Annotated in this window: 20 protein-coding genes; 11 read left to right on the plus strand and 9 right to left on the minus strand. The window is 61.2% G+C overall.

The window, feature by feature from the left end:
* Positions 1-32: 32 nt before the first annotated feature.
* From AR689_RS07470 to AR689_RS07485, 4 genes are read right to left on the minus strand one after another with little or no spacing between them, the layout of a single operon-like run.
* A complete protein-coding gene (locus AR689_RS07470; protein WP_062068718.1) occupies positions 33-518 on the minus strand; it encodes a YbaK/EbsC family protein in 486 nt (161 codons plus the stop codon).
* A complete protein-coding gene (locus AR689_RS07475) occupies positions 502-1,368 on the minus strand; it encodes an SURF1 family cytochrome oxidase biogenesis protein (RefSeq protein ID WP_062068720.1) in 867 nt (288 codons plus the stop codon). Before AR689_RS07475 ends, AR689_RS07470 begins: the two co-directional genes overlap by 17 nt.
* A complete protein-coding gene (locus tag AR689_RS07480) occupies positions 1,369-1,644 on the minus strand; it encodes a hypothetical protein (protein WP_062068722.1) in 276 nt (91 codons plus the stop codon).
* Positions 1,641-2,138, minus strand: coding sequence for a DUF3099 domain-containing protein (locus AR689_RS07485; RefSeq protein WP_062068724.1), 498 nt, complete (start codon positions 2,136-2,138; stop codon positions 1,641-1,643). Before AR689_RS07485 ends, AR689_RS07480 begins: the two co-directional genes overlap by 4 nt.
* Positions 2,139-2,292: 154 nt before the next feature.
* On the opposite strand from AR689_RS07485, the gene AR689_RS07490 reads away from it, so the two are divergent.
* The 3 genes from AR689_RS07490 (at position 2,293) to AR689_RS07500 (ending at position 5,710) form a co-directional block, all read left to right on the plus strand.
* Entirely contained in the window at positions 2,293-3,018 is a 726-nt protein-coding gene (locus AR689_RS07490) for a beta-ketoacyl-ACP reductase (protein ID WP_062068726.1), read from the plus strand.
* 116 nt (positions 3,019-3,134) lie between these two features.
* A complete protein-coding gene (locus AR689_RS07495) occupies positions 3,135-3,887 on the plus strand; it encodes an SDR family oxidoreductase (RefSeq protein WP_062068728.1) in 753 nt (250 codons plus the stop codon).
* Between the two features lie 332 nt (positions 3,888-4,219).
* Positions 4,220-5,710, plus strand: coding sequence for a sugar ABC transporter ATP-binding protein (locus AR689_RS07500; RefSeq protein WP_231745479.1), 1,491 nt, complete (start codon positions 4,220-4,222; stop codon positions 5,708-5,710).
* A gap of 74 nt (positions 5,711-5,784) precedes the next feature.
* On the opposite strand, the gene AR689_RS23515 is transcribed toward AR689_RS07500, so the two are convergent.
* Positions 5,785-6,369 carry a roadblock/LC7 domain-containing protein gene (locus AR689_RS23515; protein ID WP_231745465.1) on the minus strand — a complete coding sequence of 195 codons (585 nt, stop codon included), beginning with the start codon at positions 6,367-6,369 and terminating at the stop codon, positions 5,785-5,787.
* A gap of 307 nt (positions 6,370-6,676) precedes the next feature.
* Positions 6,677-7,570 (minus strand): phosphoserine phosphatase SerB, encoded by an 894-nt coding sequence (gene serB / locus AR689_RS07510; RefSeq protein WP_062068732.1) that lies wholly within the window; start codon positions 7,568-7,570, stop codon positions 6,677-6,679.
* A gap of 111 nt (positions 7,571-7,681) precedes the next feature.
* On the opposite strand from serB, the gene AR689_RS07515 reads away from it, so the two are divergent.
* From AR689_RS07515 to lplAB, 5 genes are all read left to right on the plus strand, one after another.
* Entirely contained in the window at positions 7,682-8,467 is a 786-nt protein-coding gene (locus tag AR689_RS07515; RefSeq protein ID WP_062068735.1) for an ABC transporter ATP-binding protein, read from the plus strand.
* A gap of 20 nt (positions 8,468-8,487) precedes the next feature.
* Positions 8,488-9,273 (plus strand): sulfite exporter TauE/SafE family protein, encoded by a 786-nt coding sequence (locus tag AR689_RS07520; RefSeq protein WP_062068737.1) that lies wholly within the window; start codon positions 8,488-8,490, stop codon positions 9,271-9,273.
* 6 nt (positions 9,274-9,279) lie between these two features.
* The gene (locus tag AR689_RS07525) at positions 9,280-10,089 is read left to right on the plus strand and encodes a TrmH family RNA methyltransferase (protein WP_062068739.1); all 810 of its coding nucleotides are present in this window, start codon (positions 9,280-9,282) and stop codon (positions 10,087-10,089) included.
* Between the two features lie 141 nt (positions 10,090-10,230).
* A complete protein-coding gene (locus AR689_RS07530; protein ID WP_017200906.1) occupies positions 10,231-10,488 on the plus strand; it encodes a type B 50S ribosomal protein L31 in 258 nt (85 codons plus the stop codon).
* Between the two features lie 86 nt (positions 10,489-10,574).
* Positions 10,575-11,675: a lipoate-protein ligase LplAB gene (gene lplAB / locus AR689_RS07535; protein ID WP_197412833.1), complete on the plus strand. Its 1,101-nt coding sequence runs from the start codon at positions 10,575-10,577 to the stop codon at positions 11,673-11,675.
* Positions 11,676-11,702: 27 nt separating this feature from the next.
* Here the strand turns inward: lplAB and pepN are convergent, their stop codons facing one another.
* Positions 11,703-14,306, minus strand: coding sequence for an aminopeptidase N (gene pepN, locus AR689_RS07540; protein WP_062068743.1), 2,604 nt, complete (start codon positions 14,304-14,306; stop codon positions 11,703-11,705).
* A gap of 4 nt (positions 14,307-14,310) precedes the next feature.
* Positions 14,311-15,360, minus strand: a complete 1,050-nt coding sequence (locus tag AR689_RS07545) for a YeiH family protein (RefSeq protein ID WP_062068745.1) — start codon at positions 15,358-15,360, stop codon at positions 14,311-14,313.
* A 110-nt stretch (positions 15,361-15,470) separates the two neighbouring features.
* Between AR689_RS07545 and AR689_RS07550 the strand changes: the two genes are divergently transcribed.
* Genes AR689_RS07550 through AR689_RS07560 form a run of 3 tightly spaced genes read left to right on the plus strand, consistent with a single transcriptional unit; the run spans position 15,471 to position 18,857 of the window.
* The gene (locus AR689_RS07550; RefSeq protein ID WP_062068747.1) at positions 15,471-17,027 is read left to right on the plus strand and encodes a circularly permuted type 2 ATP-grasp protein; all 1,557 of its coding nucleotides are present in this window, start codon (positions 15,471-15,473) and stop codon (positions 17,025-17,027) included.
* Between the two features lie 55 nt (positions 17,028-17,082).
* Complete coding sequence (locus AR689_RS07555) at positions 17,083-18,009, plus strand: alpha-E domain-containing protein (RefSeq protein ID WP_062068749.1); 927 nt, start codon at positions 17,083-17,085, stop codon at positions 18,007-18,009.
* Positions 18,006-18,857: a transglutaminase family protein gene (locus AR689_RS07560; RefSeq protein ID WP_062068751.1), complete on the plus strand. Its 852-nt coding sequence runs from the start codon at positions 18,006-18,008 to the stop codon at positions 18,855-18,857. The genes AR689_RS07555 and AR689_RS07560 overlap by 4 nt, the downstream gene beginning before the upstream one ends.
* A gap of 83 nt (positions 18,858-18,940) precedes the next feature.
* Here the strand turns inward: AR689_RS07560 and AR689_RS07565 are convergent, their stop codons facing one another.
* The gene (locus AR689_RS07565; protein WP_024816701.1) at positions 18,941-20,392 is read right to left on the minus strand and encodes an SDR family NAD(P)-dependent oxidoreductase; all 1,452 of its coding nucleotides are present in this window, start codon (positions 20,390-20,392) and stop codon (positions 18,941-18,943) included.
* Positions 20,393-20,455 lie beyond the last annotated feature (63 nt).

The raw sequence follows: 20,455 nt of genomic DNA on the forward strand, positions 1-20,455 counted from the left end.
GCGATTGAGTCACCCCCGGCAGGCTGATGCAGCTAGCGGACTTGGAGTTCCTCAGCGTTGGCGATGGTCTTTAGTTCCTCGTAGCTGATGGAGAACATCGAGTTGTGGTCTCCGGCTCCTGCCCATAGCAGTGGGTGTTCCTGGAGCGAGGTGTCCAGGATGGTGCGGAGTTTCCTGGGGTGGCCCACTGGCGCGACTCCGCCTACTTCCTGGCCTGTGTGGTGCAGTACGAACCCGGGTTTTGCGCGACGGATCTTGCCGGTCCCCAGTTTCTCCGCCACGAGCCCCGTGTCCACCCTGGCTGCTCCGCTGGCGAGGATGAGCAGGGGCTCGCCGTCGAGTTCGAAAATCAGGCTGTTAGTGATCGCTGCTACATCGCATCCCAGCACAGCCGCGGCAGCCGCCGCTGTAGGGACCTTGTCCTCGAAGGTCCGGACGGTGTCCTCGGCGCCGGCGGCAGTCAATGCGGACCGGACGTTGAGCACCGGATCGTGAACCGGATCAGTAGCCTTGTGCATCCAGAATCGCGTCTTCCTCTTCCTCGGACGTTGGACGTTTGTTCTTCCGGGGTGCGGTCGCGCGCTTCTTGGGCGTGCCGCCTGCCGAAATGATCTGCTCGTCCTCTTCGTCTTCGGCATCGATGGCTGCGTTGCGGGCTTGTTGCCGTGCGGCGTATCCAAAGCCGATGAACATCAGGACGCCGAACGCGAACCACTGCAGGGAGTAGGAGAGGTGCGTGCCCTCTTCAGTAGCTGGCTTGGGGAAAGGCGTGGGCATGGGCTGCACCGCAGGGCTTTCGCTGGCCAACTGTCCGTACGCACCTGTGGCGATTGGATAGGGGAGTTCTCCTGCGAAACTTGCGAGGTCGATGGAGGCCAGTTGGCCATCCACAGCACCACGGTCCAGCTTGGGTTCGGCGGGCTTGAGGCGCGCCACCACCGTGACCTCCCCCACCGGAGGAGCAGGGATGACGTCAGGACGGCCTGGTGTGTTGTTGCCGATGGGCAGCCACCCGCGGTCGATCACCACGGCTTCTCCTGTCATCAGCCTGAAAGGAACCACGACGTCGTAGCCTGGCTGGCCGTTCAACGGCCGGTTGCGCACTACCCGCTGCCCGTCGAGGTCGTAGCGGCCGCGCAGTTCAACCTGCGTCCATTCCCGCTCAGGGTCCAGGGCGTTGAACTCGTCCTTGATCTCCGCGTAGGGCACGGGGGTGGCCGAGTAGTTACTCACCACGCGATTGATTTCCGTCAGCGTCTCAGCCCTGCGGTCCATCTGCCAGCGCCCCAGGAAAACACAGGCTGTGGCGAAAATGACAGCCAGCACGAAGTACCCCAGCCATTTGCTGGAGAACAGAAAACGGTACATTCAGCCAGCCTCATTCACTGTTGCTTCATTGGCCGCGAACGGCAGTGTTTCTTTCCAGAGGCCACGCGTTTGCAGGTAGTCCTCGAGCCAATCCCGGTGTTCGCTGCACGAAAGCCACACTTTGCGGCGGTCCGGGGTGTGGATGCGGGGATTGTTCCACAGGAGTTGCCACTGCGCGCCGGCCCGGCAACCTTTGCGGGAGCACAACGCCGGCCCGGTGGCGCGTTCTGAATCCCGGCCGGCCGCACTTGGGCCTCCGAGGTTGAAGATGTTCATGAAGCCGCCCGTTCGTCGCCGGGATGTCCGGCATCGCTTGCACGACCCGTGCCAGGGTCAAAGGGTTCCGCTGGTGCTTGGTCATCCACCAGTTCGCCTTGGAGGACTGTCGGCGCGTCCACAGGAGGTTGATCACCCTCAGGTGAACGTTCTATTTCCGGGACGGCCACGTAGTCCAGCAAGGATTCGCTATGGTCCTCGGCTTTGTCGTTGCCGTTCGCTATGACCACCGCGATCCACGGCAGGAAGACGGCACCGGCGATGGCAATGATCTTGAACCAGCCGTCAACCACGAAAATCAGGACGATACAGACCATGCGGATACCCATGGCCACCGCGTACTTGATCATCCGATCACGCATGTCTTCGGAGTGCGCGGCAGCGGCATCTGTGATGCTGTGGACTTCGGGGTCGCCGGAAAAAGCGTCCGGTTCCCCGGGCACTTGCTGCAGGGGACTGTTTTCTCGTGTCACAACTGAATCATCACGCTCCAAAGGCCTTCCTCAATTCTCTCACCCAGGCCCCACCCGCCCAAACCACGTTGATGGCCGGTTACCCGCGGGTTGCACCGGGCTGCAGATAGGATCAACACAGGAAAATCCCTCTCTCATAGCGGCATGGCATTGCCGCGGAACCTGGAGCGAAAGCATGTCTGAAGCAGTATCCACCGGCCGCAGCGTTCTTATTACCGGCGGCAACCGGGGCATCGGCCTCGCCATTGCCGAATCCTTCCTTGCCAACGGCGACAAGGTTGCGGTCACCTACCGAAGTGAATCAGAACTGCCTGAGGGCATCCTGGGGGTGAAAGCCGATGTCACGGACGAGGCATCGATTGACGCTGCCTTCAAGATCGTCGAAGAGGCCCACGGGCCGGTGGAGGTGCTGGTTGCCAACGCTGGCATCACCAAAGACACCCTGCTGTTGCGAATGAGCGAAGACGACTTCACGTCAGTTCTGGACACCAACCTCACCGGCGCCTTTCGCGTCATTAAGCGCGCCTCTAAGGGCATGATCCGCTTGAGGAAGGGCCGCGTTGTCCTCATTTCCTCCGTCTCCGGCCTTTACGGCGCTCCCGGACAGATCAACTACTCCGCTTCCAAGGCAGGCATGGTGGGCATCGCCCGCTCCCTGACGCGTGAACTCGGCAGCCGCGGCATCACGGCCAACGTCGTGGCTCCAGGTTTCATCAACACAGACATGACTGCTGAATTGCCGGAGGATACCCAGAAGTCCTACCTGGCCAATGTTCCGGCAGGACGCTTCGCCGAAGCCTCCGAGGTAGCCAACGTTGTGCGTTGGGTGGCCAGTGACGAAGCCGCGTACATTTCCGGCGCCGTCATTCCGGTGGATGGCGGCTTGGGAATGGGCCACTAGGCAACTACCCTGCAGGGCAGTTTTTGTGCGGGCCCGACAACGGATTTCTAACATGCCGCTGGCATGATGGAACCCGAGCCCGTGGAATTTGGATGAAGTGAACAAAAGGAGCACGAATGGGAACGCTGGATAACAAGACTGCAATCGTCACGGGATCCTCCCGTGGAATCGGCGCCGAAGTTGCCAAGATTCTCGCCGGCGAGGGTGCCGCCGTCGTGGTCAACTACCGCCAAAAGGCCCCTCGGGCCAATAAGGTAGTTGCCGGGATCCAGGCAGCGGGTGGGCGTGCGGCCGCAGTCGGCGCAGACCTCACTACCGACGAAGGGGTTCATGCGCTGGCAAGCACCGCCATGGAGGAATTCGGCTCCCTGGACATCCTGGTCCTCAATGCCTCCGGCGGGATGGAATCCGGCATGGAGGAAGGGTACGCACTGAAATTGAACCGCGATGCCCAGGTGAACATGCTCAATGCGGCGGTTCCCCTCATGCCCGAAGGTTCCCGGGTGGTCTTTGTTACCAGCCACCAGGCGCACTTTGTGGAGACCGTGCCCACCATGCCCGAGTACGAGCCTGTAGCGAAGAGCAAGCGTGCCGGTGAGGACGCCCTGCGTGCCCTTCTGCCCAACCTTGCAGACAAGGGCATCTCGCTGGTGGTTGTATCAGGCGACATGATTGAGGGCACCGTTACGGCCACTTTGCTTGATCGCTCCAATCCGGGAGCCATTGAAGCGCGCCGCGCAGAAGCCGGGAAGCTCTACTCCGTAGAGGAGTTTGCGGCCGAGGTTGCCAAAATGGTCACCGCCGACGTCGAATCCGGCCACACTGAATACGTGGGCGGAGCCGACTACTTCAACAAGACGGCCGAGTAACCAGCACACACCAACAGCAGCGGCCCGGGACATGCGTCCCGGGCCGCTGCTGTTTCTCCAGCCCTTGGCGATCAAAAATGACAATTTCATAAATTATTGGAGTTTTCGCGTCACGAATTGCGAATTCTTGTTTCACTTATGCCGCTTTGCATTAAGGTAATTCATCTGATTGACTCTCAAAGACGCCCTCGTCCTTTGTTACTACCGGGCAGCCCAAACCCGGGAGGGGATTTTGTGCCGCGTCGGCCACCTTAGGCAATCGGTAAAGCTTCAGGGTTGACGCAGGGGCGATCTTTATCCCTTTGCACTAGGAGCTTTCTTTGGACCTGTTATTGCACGCAGATGATATTCATGCCTCATATGATCATCGACGGATCCTTAAGGGCGTCGGGCTTTCCGTACGACGCGGCGAAATACTGGGTTTAATCGGAACCAACGGAGCTGGAAAAACCACTCTGATGGGAGTACTGGCCGGTTCGCATCAACACGACTCCGGGCTCATGACGCTCGCGGGGGAAAAGTACCGGCCGGAAACCGTTGAGGAAGCGCAAGCGTGCGGCGTTGGACTCATTCCGCAGAACTTCAGGATCGACCCCCAACTCACCGTTGCAAGGGCAATTTTTCGGGGAACCTTTCAAGCAGCAAAGCCCCATGCTGAACTCCGTGACCAAGCAAGCAAGCTGATCCGGGACATCGGCGTCAGCTTGGATCCAGACACCAAGGTTGGATCGCTCATTCGTGCCGAGCAGGCCCTTGTGGAGGTCCTGAGGATGGTTGCCGAAGAGGCCCAACTCGTCATCATGGACGAGGTTGCCGCCTCGCTTCCGGACCATGACGTCGCCGTACTGCATCAGGTGTTGCGCATGCTGGTCAGGCAGGGACGGGCCATCATCTACATCACGCATAGGCTGGATGAGGTCCGATCCATTGCGCACCGCATTGCTGTCCTCCGGGAGGGACGGGTGCACAAAATTCTGGAGGCCAGCCATACCGACGTTGACGAACTGGCCTTCCTGTTGCTTCAGCACGAGCTGGAGGGCAGCGCCAGGCCCAGCGACCCCGTCGAAGGGGGCGAGGTCCTGCGGGTAGTCAGCCTCAGCACAGGGGACAGGGTTCGGGACGTCACTTTCAACGTGGTCAAAGGCGAGATTTTTGGCTTGGTGGGAACGCATCGCTCAGGCGTCTACGAGTTAATTGAAGCCTTGGCCGGCGTACGCCCCAGTACCTCCGGGCAGATTCTCATGCACGGCCAAGAAGCGACGATTCGGACCGTCCAGGATGCCCGGAGCCTGAAAATCGGATACCTGTCCGATGCCGTGGACGATGAAGAGGCTACGGGGACCATCGTTGAAGGCCTTCAGCGAGGCGGTGAAGCGGGAGAGCCTAATCTGCGGGACGAGATCATGCAGCTTCGCGGAGTTGCCGACGTCATTCAACGCATGCGCATCAGCACCACTAACATCCATGGAAGCATCAGCACACTTTCGGGCGGCGACCGCCAGAAAGTGCAGCTTGCCAAATGGATGACCACGGGCTGTGACCTCTTGATCCTCAGCCATCCGAGCCGCGGAATCGACATCGGCGCCAAGGAAGCCGTCTATCAGATGCTCAAAGAGCTCAGCCGGACCGGCGTAGCCGTCATTCTGCTGTCCTCTGACTTGTCCGAACTGATCAGCTGGTGCCATCGGGTGGGTGTAATGCGTGACGGCGAGCTTGTCACGATAGAAGCCAACGCCAATACCAACGAGGACGTCCTGGTACACCACATGCTGGGTGTGAAGTTCGAATCGGGCCGCAGCGACGCCCGCCGCGTGAGGACTTGAGGCCTTGCGTTCCGGTTAACGGAAAGGGGCGGTGGCGCATCATGCGCCACCGCCCCTTCGCTTTACACCTGAAATCAGATGGTGATGTCCTTGGCAAGATTCTTTAGTTTGTGCCGGGCAAGCGCCAGGTTTGCATAGGTGCGGTCAAGCACCAGGTAGACGAAAAGGCCCTTGGACGCCGTTGAGTTCAGTACATTGATGAGGTGGTACTGGGTTCCCAGGGTAATAAGAATGTCCTCGATGTCGCTGTCAAGACTCAAGTCGGCCATGGTACGCAACTTGGCGCTCACCACGTTTGAGTTGCCCGCAGCAGCAACGCCAAGGTCGAAACCGGGGCTGCCGCCCTGGGCCAAGGCCATGCCGCTGGAGTAGTCCACTACCGCAGCACCCGTGGATCCTTCGATGGCCAGCAGTTGCTTTATAGCTTCGTCCAATGTGCTCATGTCGGGTTGTTCCTGTTCTGTTAAGTAATCAGCAGTGGTCGTGACGTTGGCACTTTGGGGTGAGCCATCTTCGTAGAGATCCCGGTGGAGAATCTCCTGGAGGGGCGATGGGTACCCGTCAGCGTCGTCTTGGTCATAGGCATTCGCTTCGAATCCTTCGTCGCGTTTCCACCATTTCCATGTACGCTCCGAACGGTTCACTTCCTGCCCTCGCATTTCGTCATCCCTGACTGCCGTTTACTATGTGGAGATATTGATAATGTTCTTCACATTACACAATTTTTGTCGCTTGGGATCAAAGCACTCTTGGAATACCGACCAAGAATGAGCCCGGCAATTAATAAATGAACAAATTGATTAATTTTGTCTGTTTTCGCGTCACGAAATTGGTTATACCGACACACAGGGCCTTCACACCCTTAGCGAGGAAGCGCTTCGGCCTCTGAGTACGGCAAAGCACCGACGGGAACCGCGCCGGTGCTTTGCGAGAGATATGGCGACGTCGGGCTGCGACGCCGTGGCTTCAGACGTTGGCTATGTGCCGGACCGCGTCCAGGTACGGCATGGTGATGACGGCGTCGGCCACCGCGCGGACAGCAGGTTTTGCATTGAAGGCGACTCCGATGCCGGCAGCGCTGAGCATATCCAGGTCATTGGCACCGTCACCCACGGCAATGGTGTGCTCAAGGCTGATTCCTTCAGCGGCTGCCCACTCGCGTAAGTACTTTTCCTTGGCGGCTCGATCGATGACCGCGCCCAGCACCTTACCGGTCAACGCGCCGTCGACGATTTCAAGCTCGTTGGCGATCCAGTAGTCCAAGCCGAGTTCATCAGCGATAGGACCCAGGATTTGGTTGAATCCTCCGGAGACAACCGCCACTTTATGGCCCGCCTTCTTGAAGGCCGCCACAAGTTCTGCCGCGCCCAGGCTAAGGCGCACCTCCTGGCGAACAGAATCGACGACGGCGGCGGGCAGGCCCGCAAGGACGGCAACGCGGGCGTGGAGGCTCTGGGCAAAGTCCAACTCGCCGCGCATTGCAGCTTCGGTAACGGCAGCGACTTCCTCGCGTTTGCCTGCGTGCGCTGCCAGCAGTTCGATGACCTCTTGTTGGATCAGTGTGGAATCGACATCCATGATCAAGAGCTTCCGGGTGGCTTCGCGCAGGGCTTCAGGCACTATGGCTGTATCCACCCCTGTTTCAGCGGCCTCAGCCACCAGCCGCCGCAGGGCCTTGAGGTCCGCATCCGCCTCCGTGCTCACCGTGAGTCCAGCCGTGTGCACTCCGAAGCGTTCGTCTCCACCGTGTGATTCCGATGACACTGCCGCGCCGGCTTCGGCCAGCGTTTTCCGCACGTTGTCGAGGGATTCGGGGGACAAGTTCACGCCATAGCTGACTGCAGCCAAGTTCGAAGTCATGGCCCCAATCCTACTGAGGGCGCCGCACGCGCCCGAATTCGTTTCGCGATACAAAGCCTGCACGGCGACCGGTTATCAGTCACATGGATTTTTGTCCTAGTGTCTACTGCTATGAGTGATGTTCTGGAATTGGCTTCCGTCAGCGTTGTCCGAGGCAAGAAGACCCTGCTGGACAAGGTTGACTGGCAGGTCAACGAAGGCGAACGCTGGGTCATCCTGGGACCCAATGGAGCCGGTAAAACCACCCTCCTCCAGATTGCCGCCGCCCGCCTGCACCCAAGCAGTGGCAAGGCCGGGATCCTCGATGAGACCCTGGGCCGAGTGGACGTCTTTGAGCTGCGGCCCCGGATCGGACTTTCCTCAGCAGCACTTGCCACCCAGATCCCCGAGCACGAGAACGTTTTGAACGTGGTGGTCACAGCTGCTTATGGCGTCACCGGCCGCTGGCGTGAGGGCTACGAACGCGACGACGAACGCCGCGCCTTCGCATTGCTCAACGACTGGGGGATGGGTCCCCTCTTGAACCGCACCTTTGCCACCCTGTCCGAGGGTGAGCGCAAGCGCGTCCAGATTGCCCGTGCGCTGATGACGGACCCCGAGCTTCTGCTGCTCGACGAACCCGCAGCAGGCCTCGACTTGGGTGGCCGTGAAGAATTGGTTCATAAGCTGGGCGAACTCGCCAGTGACGAAGCAGCGCCTGCCATGGTCCTTGTTACCCATCACCTTGAGGAAGTGCCGCCGGGATTCACGCATGCCATGCTGCTCCGCGAAGGCGGAGTGGTCGCTGCCGGCCCCATCAAGGAAGTCCTCACCGACGAGCACCTCAGCAACACCTTCGGCCTTGCCCTGGATGTTTCGGAAAACGCCGGCCGCTACACGGCCACTGCCCGACGCTAGGCGGGGTTCGGTAACTTACTGTGGAGATTCTTAGCAGCATCCTGATCTTTTTCGCGGGCTTGTGGGCCGGCACCATCAATGCCGTCGTCGGCTCCGGCACCCTCGTGACCTTCCCCGTGCTCATAGCACTGGGCGTAACACCGGTTGTCGCGTCCATGAGCAACGCCATGGGCCTGGTGGCTGGAACGGCCGCGGGGGCATGGGGCTATCGTCGTGAGTTGGCAGGCAGGGGAAGGCAGCTGATGAAGCTGCTTCCGGCGTCCCTGCTGGGCGGCATCACAGGCGCATGGCTCTTGCTGCATCTGCCGGAGAAGGTCTTCCATTACGTGGCCCCCGTCCTCTTGGTGCTGGCCCTCCTGATGGTGCTGTTCCAGCCCAAGCTGCAGGCCTGGGTTCGCAGCCGGGAACAGAACCCTGAACATGCCATCCGGGACCGGAGCCATGGCGTTCTCCTGGTGGTCCTGGTCTACTTCGCCGGTGTCTACGGCGGCTACTTCGTGGCTGCACAAGGGATCCTGCTGGTGGGGATTCTGGGTGTGTTCCTCTCAGGGACCATGCAAAATGCCAACGCCATGAAGAACTTCCTGGTGCTGGGCGTGAACATGGTGGCTGCCATCTCATACCTGATCTTCGCCTTTGACCGCATCAACTGGCTCGTTGTCCTGCTCATCGCAGTGAGCTCCACCATCGGCGGGCTTGTGGGTTCCAAAGTGGGCCGGAAGTTGTCGCCCAAGGTTCTCAGGGCAGTCATCTTCACTCTCGGCATCGTGGCCCTTGGCTTCATGATCGCCAACCTTCTGAAATAAGCTCCCGTGACCTTCCACTATCTTGAGTCCGCGGATGATCCACGCGTCACGGACTACACCACCCTCACAGATGTACACCTCAGGAAGTTGCGCGAGCCACGCGAAGGCATGTACATCGCAGAGTCCTCCAAGGTCCTCCGCAGGGCACTGGCGGCAGGCCATCAGCCCCGTTCCTTTTTCCTGGCGGAGAAGTGGCTGGAAGATCTTGACGACGTCTTCAAGGCCCATCCTGACGTTCCCGTATTCATTGGCAAAGCTTCGCTGTTGGAAGAGATCACCGGCTTCCACCTGCATCGCGGAGCCATGGCTGCAATGCACCGGCCTGCCCCTGTCCCGTTAAAGGATCTCTTGGTCAACGCCAGGAGAATCGCCGTGCTGGAGGACATCGTGGACCACACCAACGTGGGCGCCATCTTCCGCTCAGCTGCGGCACTGGGCGTGGACGCCGTGCTCGTCTCGCCCAGGTGCGGCGACCCGCTGTACAGGCGCAGCGTCCGCGTCAGCATGGGCACGGTGTTCCAAATACCGTGGGCACGCCTGGAAAGCTGGCCCGCCGGCTTGGCAAGCCTGCAGGAGCAAGGCTTCACGGTGGCCGCCATGGAGCTGACTGATGATGCGCTGAACCTGGACGAGCTCGCCGCCAGGAACTATCCGAAACTCGCCTTGGTGCTGGGGACCGAAGGTGCCGGCATGAGTGAAGAGACGTTGGCCGCCGTCGACCTCGCTGTGAAGATACCCATGCGTGCAGGGGTGGACTCACTTAATGTCGCCGCCGCCTCGGCAGTGGCATTCTGGGAGCTTCGGCCGCAGGACTGACTCCGGTTCGTCGGGCATGGCCGTTTCCGCTATGATTGGTTGTTGGCCCGGCCGCTGGAATGTTCACGTTGCAGCCAAGGACCACCTCCATTCATACCTGGCAGCTGGCAAAATCCAGTTGCGTGAACAAAAGGTCCCATTATGAAGTCTGATATCCACCCGAAGTACGAAGCTGTTGTCTTCAACGACCTGGCCTCCGGTACACAGTTCCTGACCAAGTCCACCGTGTCTTCCTCGAAGACCATCGAGTGGGAAGACGGAAACACCTACCCGGTTATTGACGTCGAAATCTCTTCGGAGTCCCACCCGTTCTACACGGGCAAGCAGCGCATCATGGACTCCGCTGGCCGCGTCGAGCGCTTCAACGCTCGCTTCAAGGGCTTCGGCGGCAAGAAGTAACCACTTCACCCCCAAGGCTTTTCGAAGGCCCGCATCGCCGGATTCCGGCAATGCGGGCCTTTGTGTTTTCCGGCAAGATGGAAAGCATGACTTCCCACCCCGCACCGCGAGCACACCATCACGACGACGACACCCGCCTTCACGGAGAATATAAGGTTCCCGGGGGCAAACTTGTGGTGGTGGACCTGGAGGTGGCGGGCGGACGTTTCTCCAACGTCTCCCTGAGCGGGGATTTCTTCCTGGAGCCTGATGAGGCACTGCAGGACATCAACCAGGCGTTGACGGGACTTCCGGAAACCTCAACAGCGGCAGACATCGCCGCGGCTGTGGCAGGAGGCCTGCCCGAAGGGGCTGTGCTCTTTGGGTTCTCTGCAGAAGCCGTGGCTGTGACCGTCCGTCGGGCACTGTCCAAGGCCACAAGCTGGGCGGACCATCAGTGGGATGTCATCCCGCCATCAGTCCTGCCCACGCAGGTTAATGTCGCCTTGGATGAAGTTCTCACCGAGGAAGTGGGCGCAGGGCTGCGGAACCCCACGTTGAGGTTCTGGGACTGGGAGGAGCCTTCCGTGGTGATCGGGAGCTTCCAATCCGTGCGGAACGAGGTGGATCCGGACGGCGTCGCGGGGCACGGCATTTCCGTGGTGCGCCGCATCAGCGGTGGCGGTGCCATGTTCATGGAGGCCGGCAACTGCATCACCTATTCGCTGTACCTGCCGCAGACGCTGGTGGACGGCATCAGCTTTGCCGACTCCTACGCTTTCCTGGATGCCTGGGTCATGGCCGCACTGAAGAAGCTGGGTATTACGGCCTTCTACGTGCCCCTGAATGACATTGCCACGGATCAAGGCAAGATCGGGGGCGCAGCACAGAAACGACTCGCCAACGGCGGCATGCTCCATCACGTCACCATGAGCTATGACATCGACGCCGACAAGATGGTGGATGTCCTGCGCATCGGCAAGGAGAAGCTCTCAGACAAGGGAACCAGGAGCGCCAAGAAGCGCGTGGATCCCTTGCGTCGCCAGACAGGTCTTGCAAGGTCGGCAATCATCGCCGCCATGCAGGAAGTCTTCGCCGAGCGATATGGTGCGGTTGAATCCCGGCTCACCGACAGTGAACTCGACGAAGCCAGGAAGCGCGTGGGGGACAAATTCGGCACAGAAGAGTGGTTGAACCGGGTCCCCTAGGACATGTCCACATCACCGTTTGTGCGGTCACCCAGCCGCTTGTGCGGTCAACGCCCTCAGCAAGTGGCTCCGTTGCTCGATGATGATGCGCCGCAGGGCACGGGGAGCACCTGGGTGCTCATGAAGCCAACGATCCGTCCTCAGCAGGACCGGGTGCTCGGCAGGCCGTATGCCTTCGGTGAGATTCTGTGCTCCGGGAAAGAGGCCCCGGACAATCCGGCCCGCGATTTCAATGCTGCGTTCGGACCAGACACGTTCAAGGCAATCAAAGTACGGCTCCACATAGGGCTCCAGGAGCTTTCCGGGAGCAGCAACGACCCCCGCGATCGTGGCGCTGAGGATCTCGTTGGAAAGACCAGTGCTGTTGACGGTGGAGTCCCAGGCGGCTGCCTTGATTGATGCCTCCGGACGGGCGGCCGAGGCCAGAGCATGGCCTTCCCTGCCCGATGCCGTGGTATCAGCGTCAAGCTCCCGGTCCAACTCAGCGAGGGTCGCCTGCCCATGGGCTGCCAGCGCCTGCCACAGGCTCCAGCGCAGTTCAGCGTCCACGGCCAGGCCTTCCACCATGGTGGTCCCTTCCAGGATTCCCCGTACCAGGGGGAGCTGGCTGTCACCGTGTCTGGAAACCTCAGCCACGGTCCGTGCCCAGGCAAGTTGCTGGTCAGAGCCGGGTACAGCAGCCGTCAACTGCTCCGCTGCCACGTTCAGAAAATCCTTCCGTACCCCCTCGCGCGTGGTTGCGGGCACGTAGCGCTCGATGGCACTGGCAGCGTTGCCCAGCACGTTGAGCAGGACACCTATACCCGTTTCTGACGGCGCGAACTGCTCGACGGCGGTTACGTAACGGGCCGCCGGTGTGACGCCATCCCTGGCCGAATCCCAGAGCGCAGTCCAGCACAAAGCACGTGCCATAGGATCCGAAATCCTGTTCAGCGATGTCCGGACCGTGTGTTCGGACCCGCTGTCCAGCCGGACTTTGACGTAACTAAGGTCATCATCGTTAACCAGGAGCAGCGCCGGCCGGCGTTTTCCGCGCAATTCCGTCACCAGGGTGCTGGGCCCTGCAACATCTACGTCGATGCTTTCGGTCCTCACCAAGGCACCGGTTGAATCGGCGTCATACAAGCCCAGCCGCATACGATGCGGGCGCAGTTCCTGGTGACCGGTGAGGGGATCCACGGCGTCCTGCCGGAGCGTTACCGCACCGAGTATCCCGTCGTCTTCCACCATTTCGGCCGAAATAGTGGAGATGCCGGATGTCTGCAGCCATTGCCGTGCCCATCCGGAAAGATCCCTGCCTGAGGCTGCGCTGAGGGCCGCCAGGAGATCCTGAAGGGAAGTGTTGCCGAAGGCATGATCCCGGAAGTACTGTCGGGACCCCGCGATGAAGGCATCAAAACCGACATAGGCCACCAGCTGCTTCAGGACCGAAGCGCCCTTGGCATAGGTAATGCCGTCAAAGTTTTGTTTGGCGGCCTCAAGGTCCGGGATGTCCGCCACGATCGGGTGGGTGGTGGGCAGTTGATCCTGCAGGTAGGCCCAGGCTTTGCGCTTGCTGGCGAAATTCACCCACGCGGTGTCCCAGTCCGTGGCGCGGTCCACACCCAGGGTCCCCATGTAGTCGGCGAACGACTCTTTAAGCCAGAGGTCATCCCACCAGTTCATGGTCACCAGGTCCCCGAACCACATGTGGGCCATCTCGTGCATGAGGGTATTGGCGCGGGCTTGGTACTGGGCGTCGGTGGCCCGCGAGGCGTAGACGTACTTCTCCGTGAACGTCACCAGCCCGGGGTTTTCCATGGCACCGAGGTTGTATTCGGGCACAAACGCCTGATCGTATTTGCCCCAGGGATAGGGGTAGGCGAAGAGGTTGTTGAAGAACTCCAGTCCGCTCTTGGTCAAACGGAACAGCTGATCGGCATCGAACGAGCCGGCCAAAGAAGCCCTGCAGTAAAGTGCCAGCGGCACGTCAAGGCGGGTGCCGTCGTCGAGGTTTGCTCCCCAATGATCGGTCGCCTTGAAGTAGGGGCCGGCCAGCACGGTGGTGATGTAGGTGGACATTCGCTTGGTAGGGGCGAAATCCCAGCGTGCGGCGGTGGGGTGGCCCGGTACCGGTGTGCGTGCCTCCTCAACTCCGTTGGACGCGACTTCCCAAGCGACGGGGGCGATCACGTGGAACGTAAATTCGGCTTTGAGGTCCGGCTGTTCGAAATTGGCGAAGACGCGGCGGCTGTCCGCAGGTTCGTACTGCGTGTAGAGGTAGCACAGGCCATCCGCGGGGTCCACGAAGCGATGCATGCCCTCGCCGGAGCGGCTGTAGAGCGCCGTCCCGGTCACCGTCACGGTGTTCTCGGCGGCGAGGCCGTCCAGGATGATCCTGTCGCGGTCCACCACTGACTCCACGTCCAGTCTCCGGCCGTTCAGCACCACTGACTCGACGCCGCCGCTGATGAAATCCAGGAAGGTGGCGGAGCCGGGTTCGGCTGAGAAGGTGACCGTGCTGGTGCTCGGGTATCCGGCGACGGCGGGATCTGCCGCGTCGCGGACATCGAGGGTGACGTCATAGCTGTGGGTGGTGATCAGGGCTGAACGGATTGCGGCGTCATCGCGCGAGAGATTGTGATTCGACACACAGCTATCTAATCATGATCCACGCGGCCCCCAGGCCCAATGAGGCGATGAGCAGCCAAGAGCCCAGCGCCACCAGGACGGCGCGGCCTCCCGTGTGAATCAGGGTGCGTACCCGCACCGCCGAACCCAGCCCGAACAGGGCCGTTGCCAGCAGAATGTCCTGGACAACAGCCGCAATGTCCAAGCCCGACGGCGGCAACCACCCGAGGGAACGGAGCGCCACCATGGCGAGGAATCCCACGACGAACAGGGGGACAATCGGTGGGAACCGCCCGTCGACGACACCAGCCGGATCGTCCCCGCCGTTGCTGCGCTTTCTCACATGGACGATTCGTTGGTGCACCCCCGCCGCAGCCGCTACCGGTGCCAGTAAGACCACACGCGTCAATTTAACGACGACGGCGATCGCCAGCGCCGATGTACCAGCGGTTTGCGCCGTGGCCACCACCTGGCCGACGTCATGCACCGAGGCGCCGGTCCAGGCTCCGAATTGCTCGGGATTGAGATTCAGGGGGTGCATGAGCAGCGGCAGTACACCGATGGCAAGAGTTCCGCAGAGCGTTACGAGCGCCACCGGCAGCACGGTGTCCTGATGCTTGATGCGGCGCACGGCTGCCATCGCACCGATCGCGGAGGCGCCGCAGATGGAAAAGCCAGTGGCGATGAGGATGGCCGCTTCGCCGGGGAGGCGAAGCAAACGCGCCAGTCCATAGGTTCCCGCGAAGCTGACCAGGACCACACCTGCGATCGGGAGCAAGGACAGCCATCCCAGGCCGAGGACGTCACCGATGCTGACCTTGAGGCCCAAAAGCACGATCCCGGCCCGCATGAGGTGCTTTCCGGCGAAGTCCAGGCCCGGCCGGGCGCGCCCCGCGGTCAAGACCGCCGTGCCCGGTATATTGGCTGAGAGCAAACCCAAGGCCACGGCGAGTGTCATGGCAGGTACCGCTGGAAAAACGCCGTGAATGGCGAAGGCAAGACCCGTTGCGGCGATGCTCAGGACCAACCCGGGCCCCAGCCGGGACAGCTGGGGCGCAAGACTCTTGTAGGGCATGCCTCAACCCTGCCGGATGGGGGCACGGAAGGCGAACCGGGAGGACCCGGAAACAGCGACACAACCAGCGCGTAATGCGCTCGACTCAAAAAGGTGATTACCTGAATCCCATGTCTGACCTATTCCAGGATTACTCCGAGGCCGCAGCCCGCAGTGGCGCCTATGACGAGATGTTTACCCAAGGCCATGTAGCCAGAAGATCCTACGGTCAGGTTTCCGGGGCTCTCCGCGAGCTTTCCCTGGCGGATGTCACCGCCCGTGCCGACTCCATGGCACGCACCTTTCTGGACCGTGGCGTGACCTTTGACTATGCGGGGGAGGAGCGTCCGTTTCCCCTGGATATTGTCCCGCGCGTCATTCCTGCGGATGAGTGGGATGTGCTGGAGCGCGGAGTTGCCCAGCGTGTCAAAGCCTTGGAGGCTTTCCTCAACGACGTTTATGGACGAATGGCCGTGGTCACCGATGGCGTGATTCCGCGGCAACTGGTGACCACCAGCGCGCATTTCCACCGCGCGGTGCACGGTTTTGAGCCCTCGGGTGGCGTTCGCGTCCACGTCTCGGGCATTGACGTTGTTCGGGATGCAGCCGGGACCTTCCGCGTGCTGGAGGACAACGTTCGGGTACCTTCAGGCGTCAGCTACGTCCTCGAGAACCGGCGTGCCATGGCTAAGGGCTTGCCCGAAGCGTTCGGCCAACAACACATCAGGCCGGTGGAGGAGTATCCCCGGCGGCTCCTCTCGGCTCTGCGCAAAACGGCTCCCGCGGGCGTGGACGATCCCACCGTGGTTGTCCTGACGCCTGGTGTCTTCAACAGCGCCTACTTTGAGCACACCCTCCTTGCAGGGCTCATGGGCGTGGAGCTCGTTGAAGGCCGTGACCTCATTTGCCGTGGCAACCGGGTCTACATGCGGACCACTGCCGGCGAGCAGAGGGTGGATGTCATCTATAAGCGCATCGATGACGACTTCCTGGACCCGCTGCAGTTCCGCTCGGATTCCATGCTCGGTTGCCCGGGATTGGTCAACGCGGCCCGTGCCGGGGGAGTGACCATTGCCAACGCGGTGGGCAACGGCGTAGCCGACGACAAGCTCGTGTACAGTTACGTGCCTGACCTGATCCGGTACTACCTTCACGAAGAGCCGATCATCGCCAATGTTGACACTTTCCGGCTTGAGGAAAAGGAAGCCAGGGAGCATGTTCTGGACCGCCTCGACGAACTGGTGGTCAAACCCGTGGACGGTTCCGGCGGCAAAGGATTGGTCATTGGCCCGGACGCCACCAAGGACGAGCTGGACGCCCTGCGCAAGCGCGTCATTGCCGACCCCCGGGGGTGGATCGCACAGCCGGTCCTGCAGCTCTCCACAGTTCCCACGCTCTCCGGAGACAAATTCGGACCACGCCACGTGGACCTGCGTCCCTTCGCGGTCAACGACGGCGACGACGTTTGGGTCCTGCCCGGTGGCCTCACCCGCGTGGCGCTCAAGGAGGGTTCCTTGATTGTGAACTCCAGCCAGGGCGGCGGTTCCAAGGACACCTGGGTTCTGGCCGACTCACCGCAACTGCCGGCTGAGATCATTCCCCGCCAGTCCGTCACGGTCCGTGAGCAAGTATCTGTGTGGCCGGTGGAAAGTAACTGGCGTGACCGCCAAACGGAGCAGCAGCAGTGAAAGCACACCACCAACACTTGAACTTCGATATGCACCACGCGAAGGAGGCAGTTCCATGCTGAGCCGCATTGCTGAGTCACTCTTCTGGATCGGACGCTACGTTGAGCGTGCCGACGGTACCTCCAGAATTTTGGATGTACACCTTGAGCGCTTGAACCACCTGCCCCTTGAGGAACAGCGAAGCGTCGCCCGGGAGCTCCTTGCCGTGATGGGCGCCAAGCCGCAAGGTGAGGAGTTCGGCCTCCCTGAACTCCTCCATGCGCTTGCCTATGACAAGCACAGCGCGTCCTCCATTGCAGGTTCGCTGGGCGCTGCCCGTGAGAATGCGCGGCGGGCGCGCGAGACTGTCTCCCAATCCCTCTGGGAAAGCCTCAACACCACCTATTACGGTCTCAATCAACACCGCAAAGATGTTGTGGGAACCTACCGGTTCTGCAATTGGGTCTTGGAACGCACAGCCATGGTCCGTGGGCTCGCGGACACAACGGTCAGCCACGACGAGAGCTGGTTGTTCATGGTGCTCGGCCGCTCCCTGGAACGCGCCGACATGACGGCCCGCATGTTGTCCACCCGTGATGTCCAGTCCGCTGGTATGTCCTGGGTCAACATGCTGCGGTGCGCGGGAGCGTACGAGTCGTTCATCCGGACCCGCAGGGCCGCGTTCGGTGACCAGCACGCGGCGGAGTTCCTGCTCCTGGACCGTTTGTTCCCGCGTTCGATTGTCTATGCCTTGCGTGATGCCGATGAATGCCTCGCCAAGCTGGATCCTTCGGCCCAGCGCGTCGGATTCATCAACGATGCCCGGCGGATCGTGGGCCAGGCCCGCACGTTCCTTGAGTTCCACCGCACGGACGATCTCATGTCCGAACTACCCGAGCATATGGAACGTGTGCAAAAGGCCGTGACTCAAGCCTCGGACGCAATTTCCCGTAAGTACTTCAATCAGGCTGATGAACACGCCTGGGTGGGAGAAGTTTCATGACCCGGCTGAGCATTGTTCACAAGACCGCGTACAAGTACAACCGCCGCGTGACCCTGTCCTATAACGAAGCCCGGATGACCCCGCTGACCGACGGTCAACAGGTGGTCCTGGAAGCCTCACTCAAAGTTTCGCCCCATCAGGCCTCAGTCAGTACATACCGCGACTATTGGGGAACGCGGGTCACAGCGTTTGACATGCAAATGCCGCATGAGAGCCTTGAGGTCCTCGCTACAGCCACCGTTGAAGTGCACCGCACGGAACGCGTTGCGACAGAGGACGACATTGTGGGATGGGACGTCATCGCCTCTGAGAAGGTCCAGGACGAATTCAGCGACTGGTTGCCGCAGTCCCGGCTCAGCGGGCCGGGTGAGGAAGTCCTGGAGATCGTTCCGGGCGTGGTCAAAGGCAAGAACCCCCATGAGGCTGCGCTTGCAGTATTCGCGTGGATGGCCGGTGAGATGACCTACATGAAGGGCACCACAGGGGTCACCACCAATGCCGAACAGGCGTGGTCTCAACGGCAGGGGGTGTGCCAGGACCTGGCGCATCTGGCGATCGGCGCCCTGCGGTCCAGCGGCATTCCGGCGCGGTACGTGTCCGGGTATATCCACCCCCGTTCCTCGGCGGACATCGGCGAGACTGTAGCCGGCCAATCACATGCCTGGTTGGAGTGGTGGGATGGAGAATGGCGCAGCTGGGACCCTACCAACCACAAGCCCGCGGGGGATTACCACGTCACAGTGGCCCGCGGCCGAGATTACCGCGATGTTCCCCCGTTGAAGGGGGTCCTGTCAGGTGGGGGCGGTTCGGGGCTTTCGGTTTCCGTGGAGATTACCCGCCTCGCCTAGTCTCCGGGCGTAGGAGTTCATAAAGATAAGGCCCTTAAGAGTCGCTCTTAAGGGCCTTATCTGTACTTAAACCCGGGATCTTTCTACCAGGGTGAAGGCTTGTAGTCCTTGAGGAAGACACCGTACTGGTCCTCACCCTTTTCACCCATCACAATGGGGTCGTAGACACGCGCGGCGCCGTCCACCAGGTCCAAGGGAGCATGGAATCCTTCTTCCATGAGCCGGACTTTGGTGTAATGCGGCCGTTCGTCGGTGATCCATCCTGTATCCACGGCGGTCATGAGGATGCCATCGGAATCGAGCATTTCCTGGGCGCTGGTGCGGGTCATCATGTTCAGCGCAGCTTTGGCCATGTTGGTGTGGGGATGTCCGGGGCCCTTGTAGGCACGGGAGAACTGTCCCTCCATGGCCGAGACGTTCACGATGTACTTCCTGTTGGCTGTGGACCGCTTCATGGCTTCGCGAAGGCGGCTGACCAGCAGGAAGGGCGCCGTGACGTTGCACAGCTGTACTTCGAGCATCTCCAGGGGATCCACCTCGTCCACCACCTGGGTCCAACTGTTGATCGAAGCGAGGTCAGGGACCAGGCCGCCGGCGTCGATTGCCGTTCCCGACTCAATCCGTTCCAGCGACGCCGATCCCGTGGAGAGGGCCAGCGAGGTGATCGCATCGCCGGCCAGGACGGGGTGTTCGGTGACACTGCTGGCGAGGGCAAGCGGGTGCTTGTCATGTGCGTGCCCGAAAGTCACCAGCTCGGGTCCGCCGTTGGCAGCTTCGAGGGCCTCGGGCAAGGCCTCGTCCTCTGCGTCAACCAAGGGCTTGTAAGCGTTGCCCGAGCGCCGCACGGTCTGGGCTGCGTTGTTGATGATAATGTCCAGCGGACCGGCCTCGTTGAGCGAATCCGTCAAGGCCATCACCTGTGCCGGGTCGCGGAGGTCAATGCCAACGATCCGGAGCCGGTGCAGCCACTCGCCGCTGTCTTCCATGGCAGCAAAACGACGCGCAGCGTCTTTGGGGAAGCGGGTGGTGATGGTGGTGTGGGCGCCATCCCTGAGCAGCCGCAAGGCGATGTACATGCCGATCTTCGCGCGTCCGCCGGTCAGCAGCGCCCTGCGACCGGTGAGATCCGTGCGGGCATCGCGCTTGCTGTGGCTGAAGGCCGCGCATTCCGGGCAGAGCTGATGGTAGAAAGCATCTACCTGTGTGTAGTGCTTTTTGCAGATGTAGCAGGGGCGCGAGCGGATGAGGTGTCCTGCTACCTCACCAGTGGCGGAAGGGGCCAGCTTGTTGCCGCGCGTTTCGTCGTCAATACGGTCCGGTGCGGCCGTGGCAGTGAGGGCAATGACAGCGCGGTCGGCCTCGGCAATGGAGTCGCGTTTGGTGACACGGCGGTGGCGTTTGACGGCTTTGAACATCTTGCCGGTGGCACGGCGGACAGCAACATAGTCCGGGTGCTCTTCGTCATAGACGTGGATCGTGGTCAGAACCTTGAGGCAGGCCTGGATCTCTTCAGGCGTCAGATCGGTGGAGCTCATTGACCTGATTTTACAGCCTTGGAAGCCAGTGGCCTGCCTCGGGTTCTGTTGACACCGGGGTGC

The sequence above is a fragment of the Arthrobacter sp. EpRS71 genome, from assembly GCF_001512285.1.
Classification (GTDB): domain Bacteria; phylum Actinomycetota; class Actinomycetes; order Actinomycetales; family Micrococcaceae; genus Arthrobacter.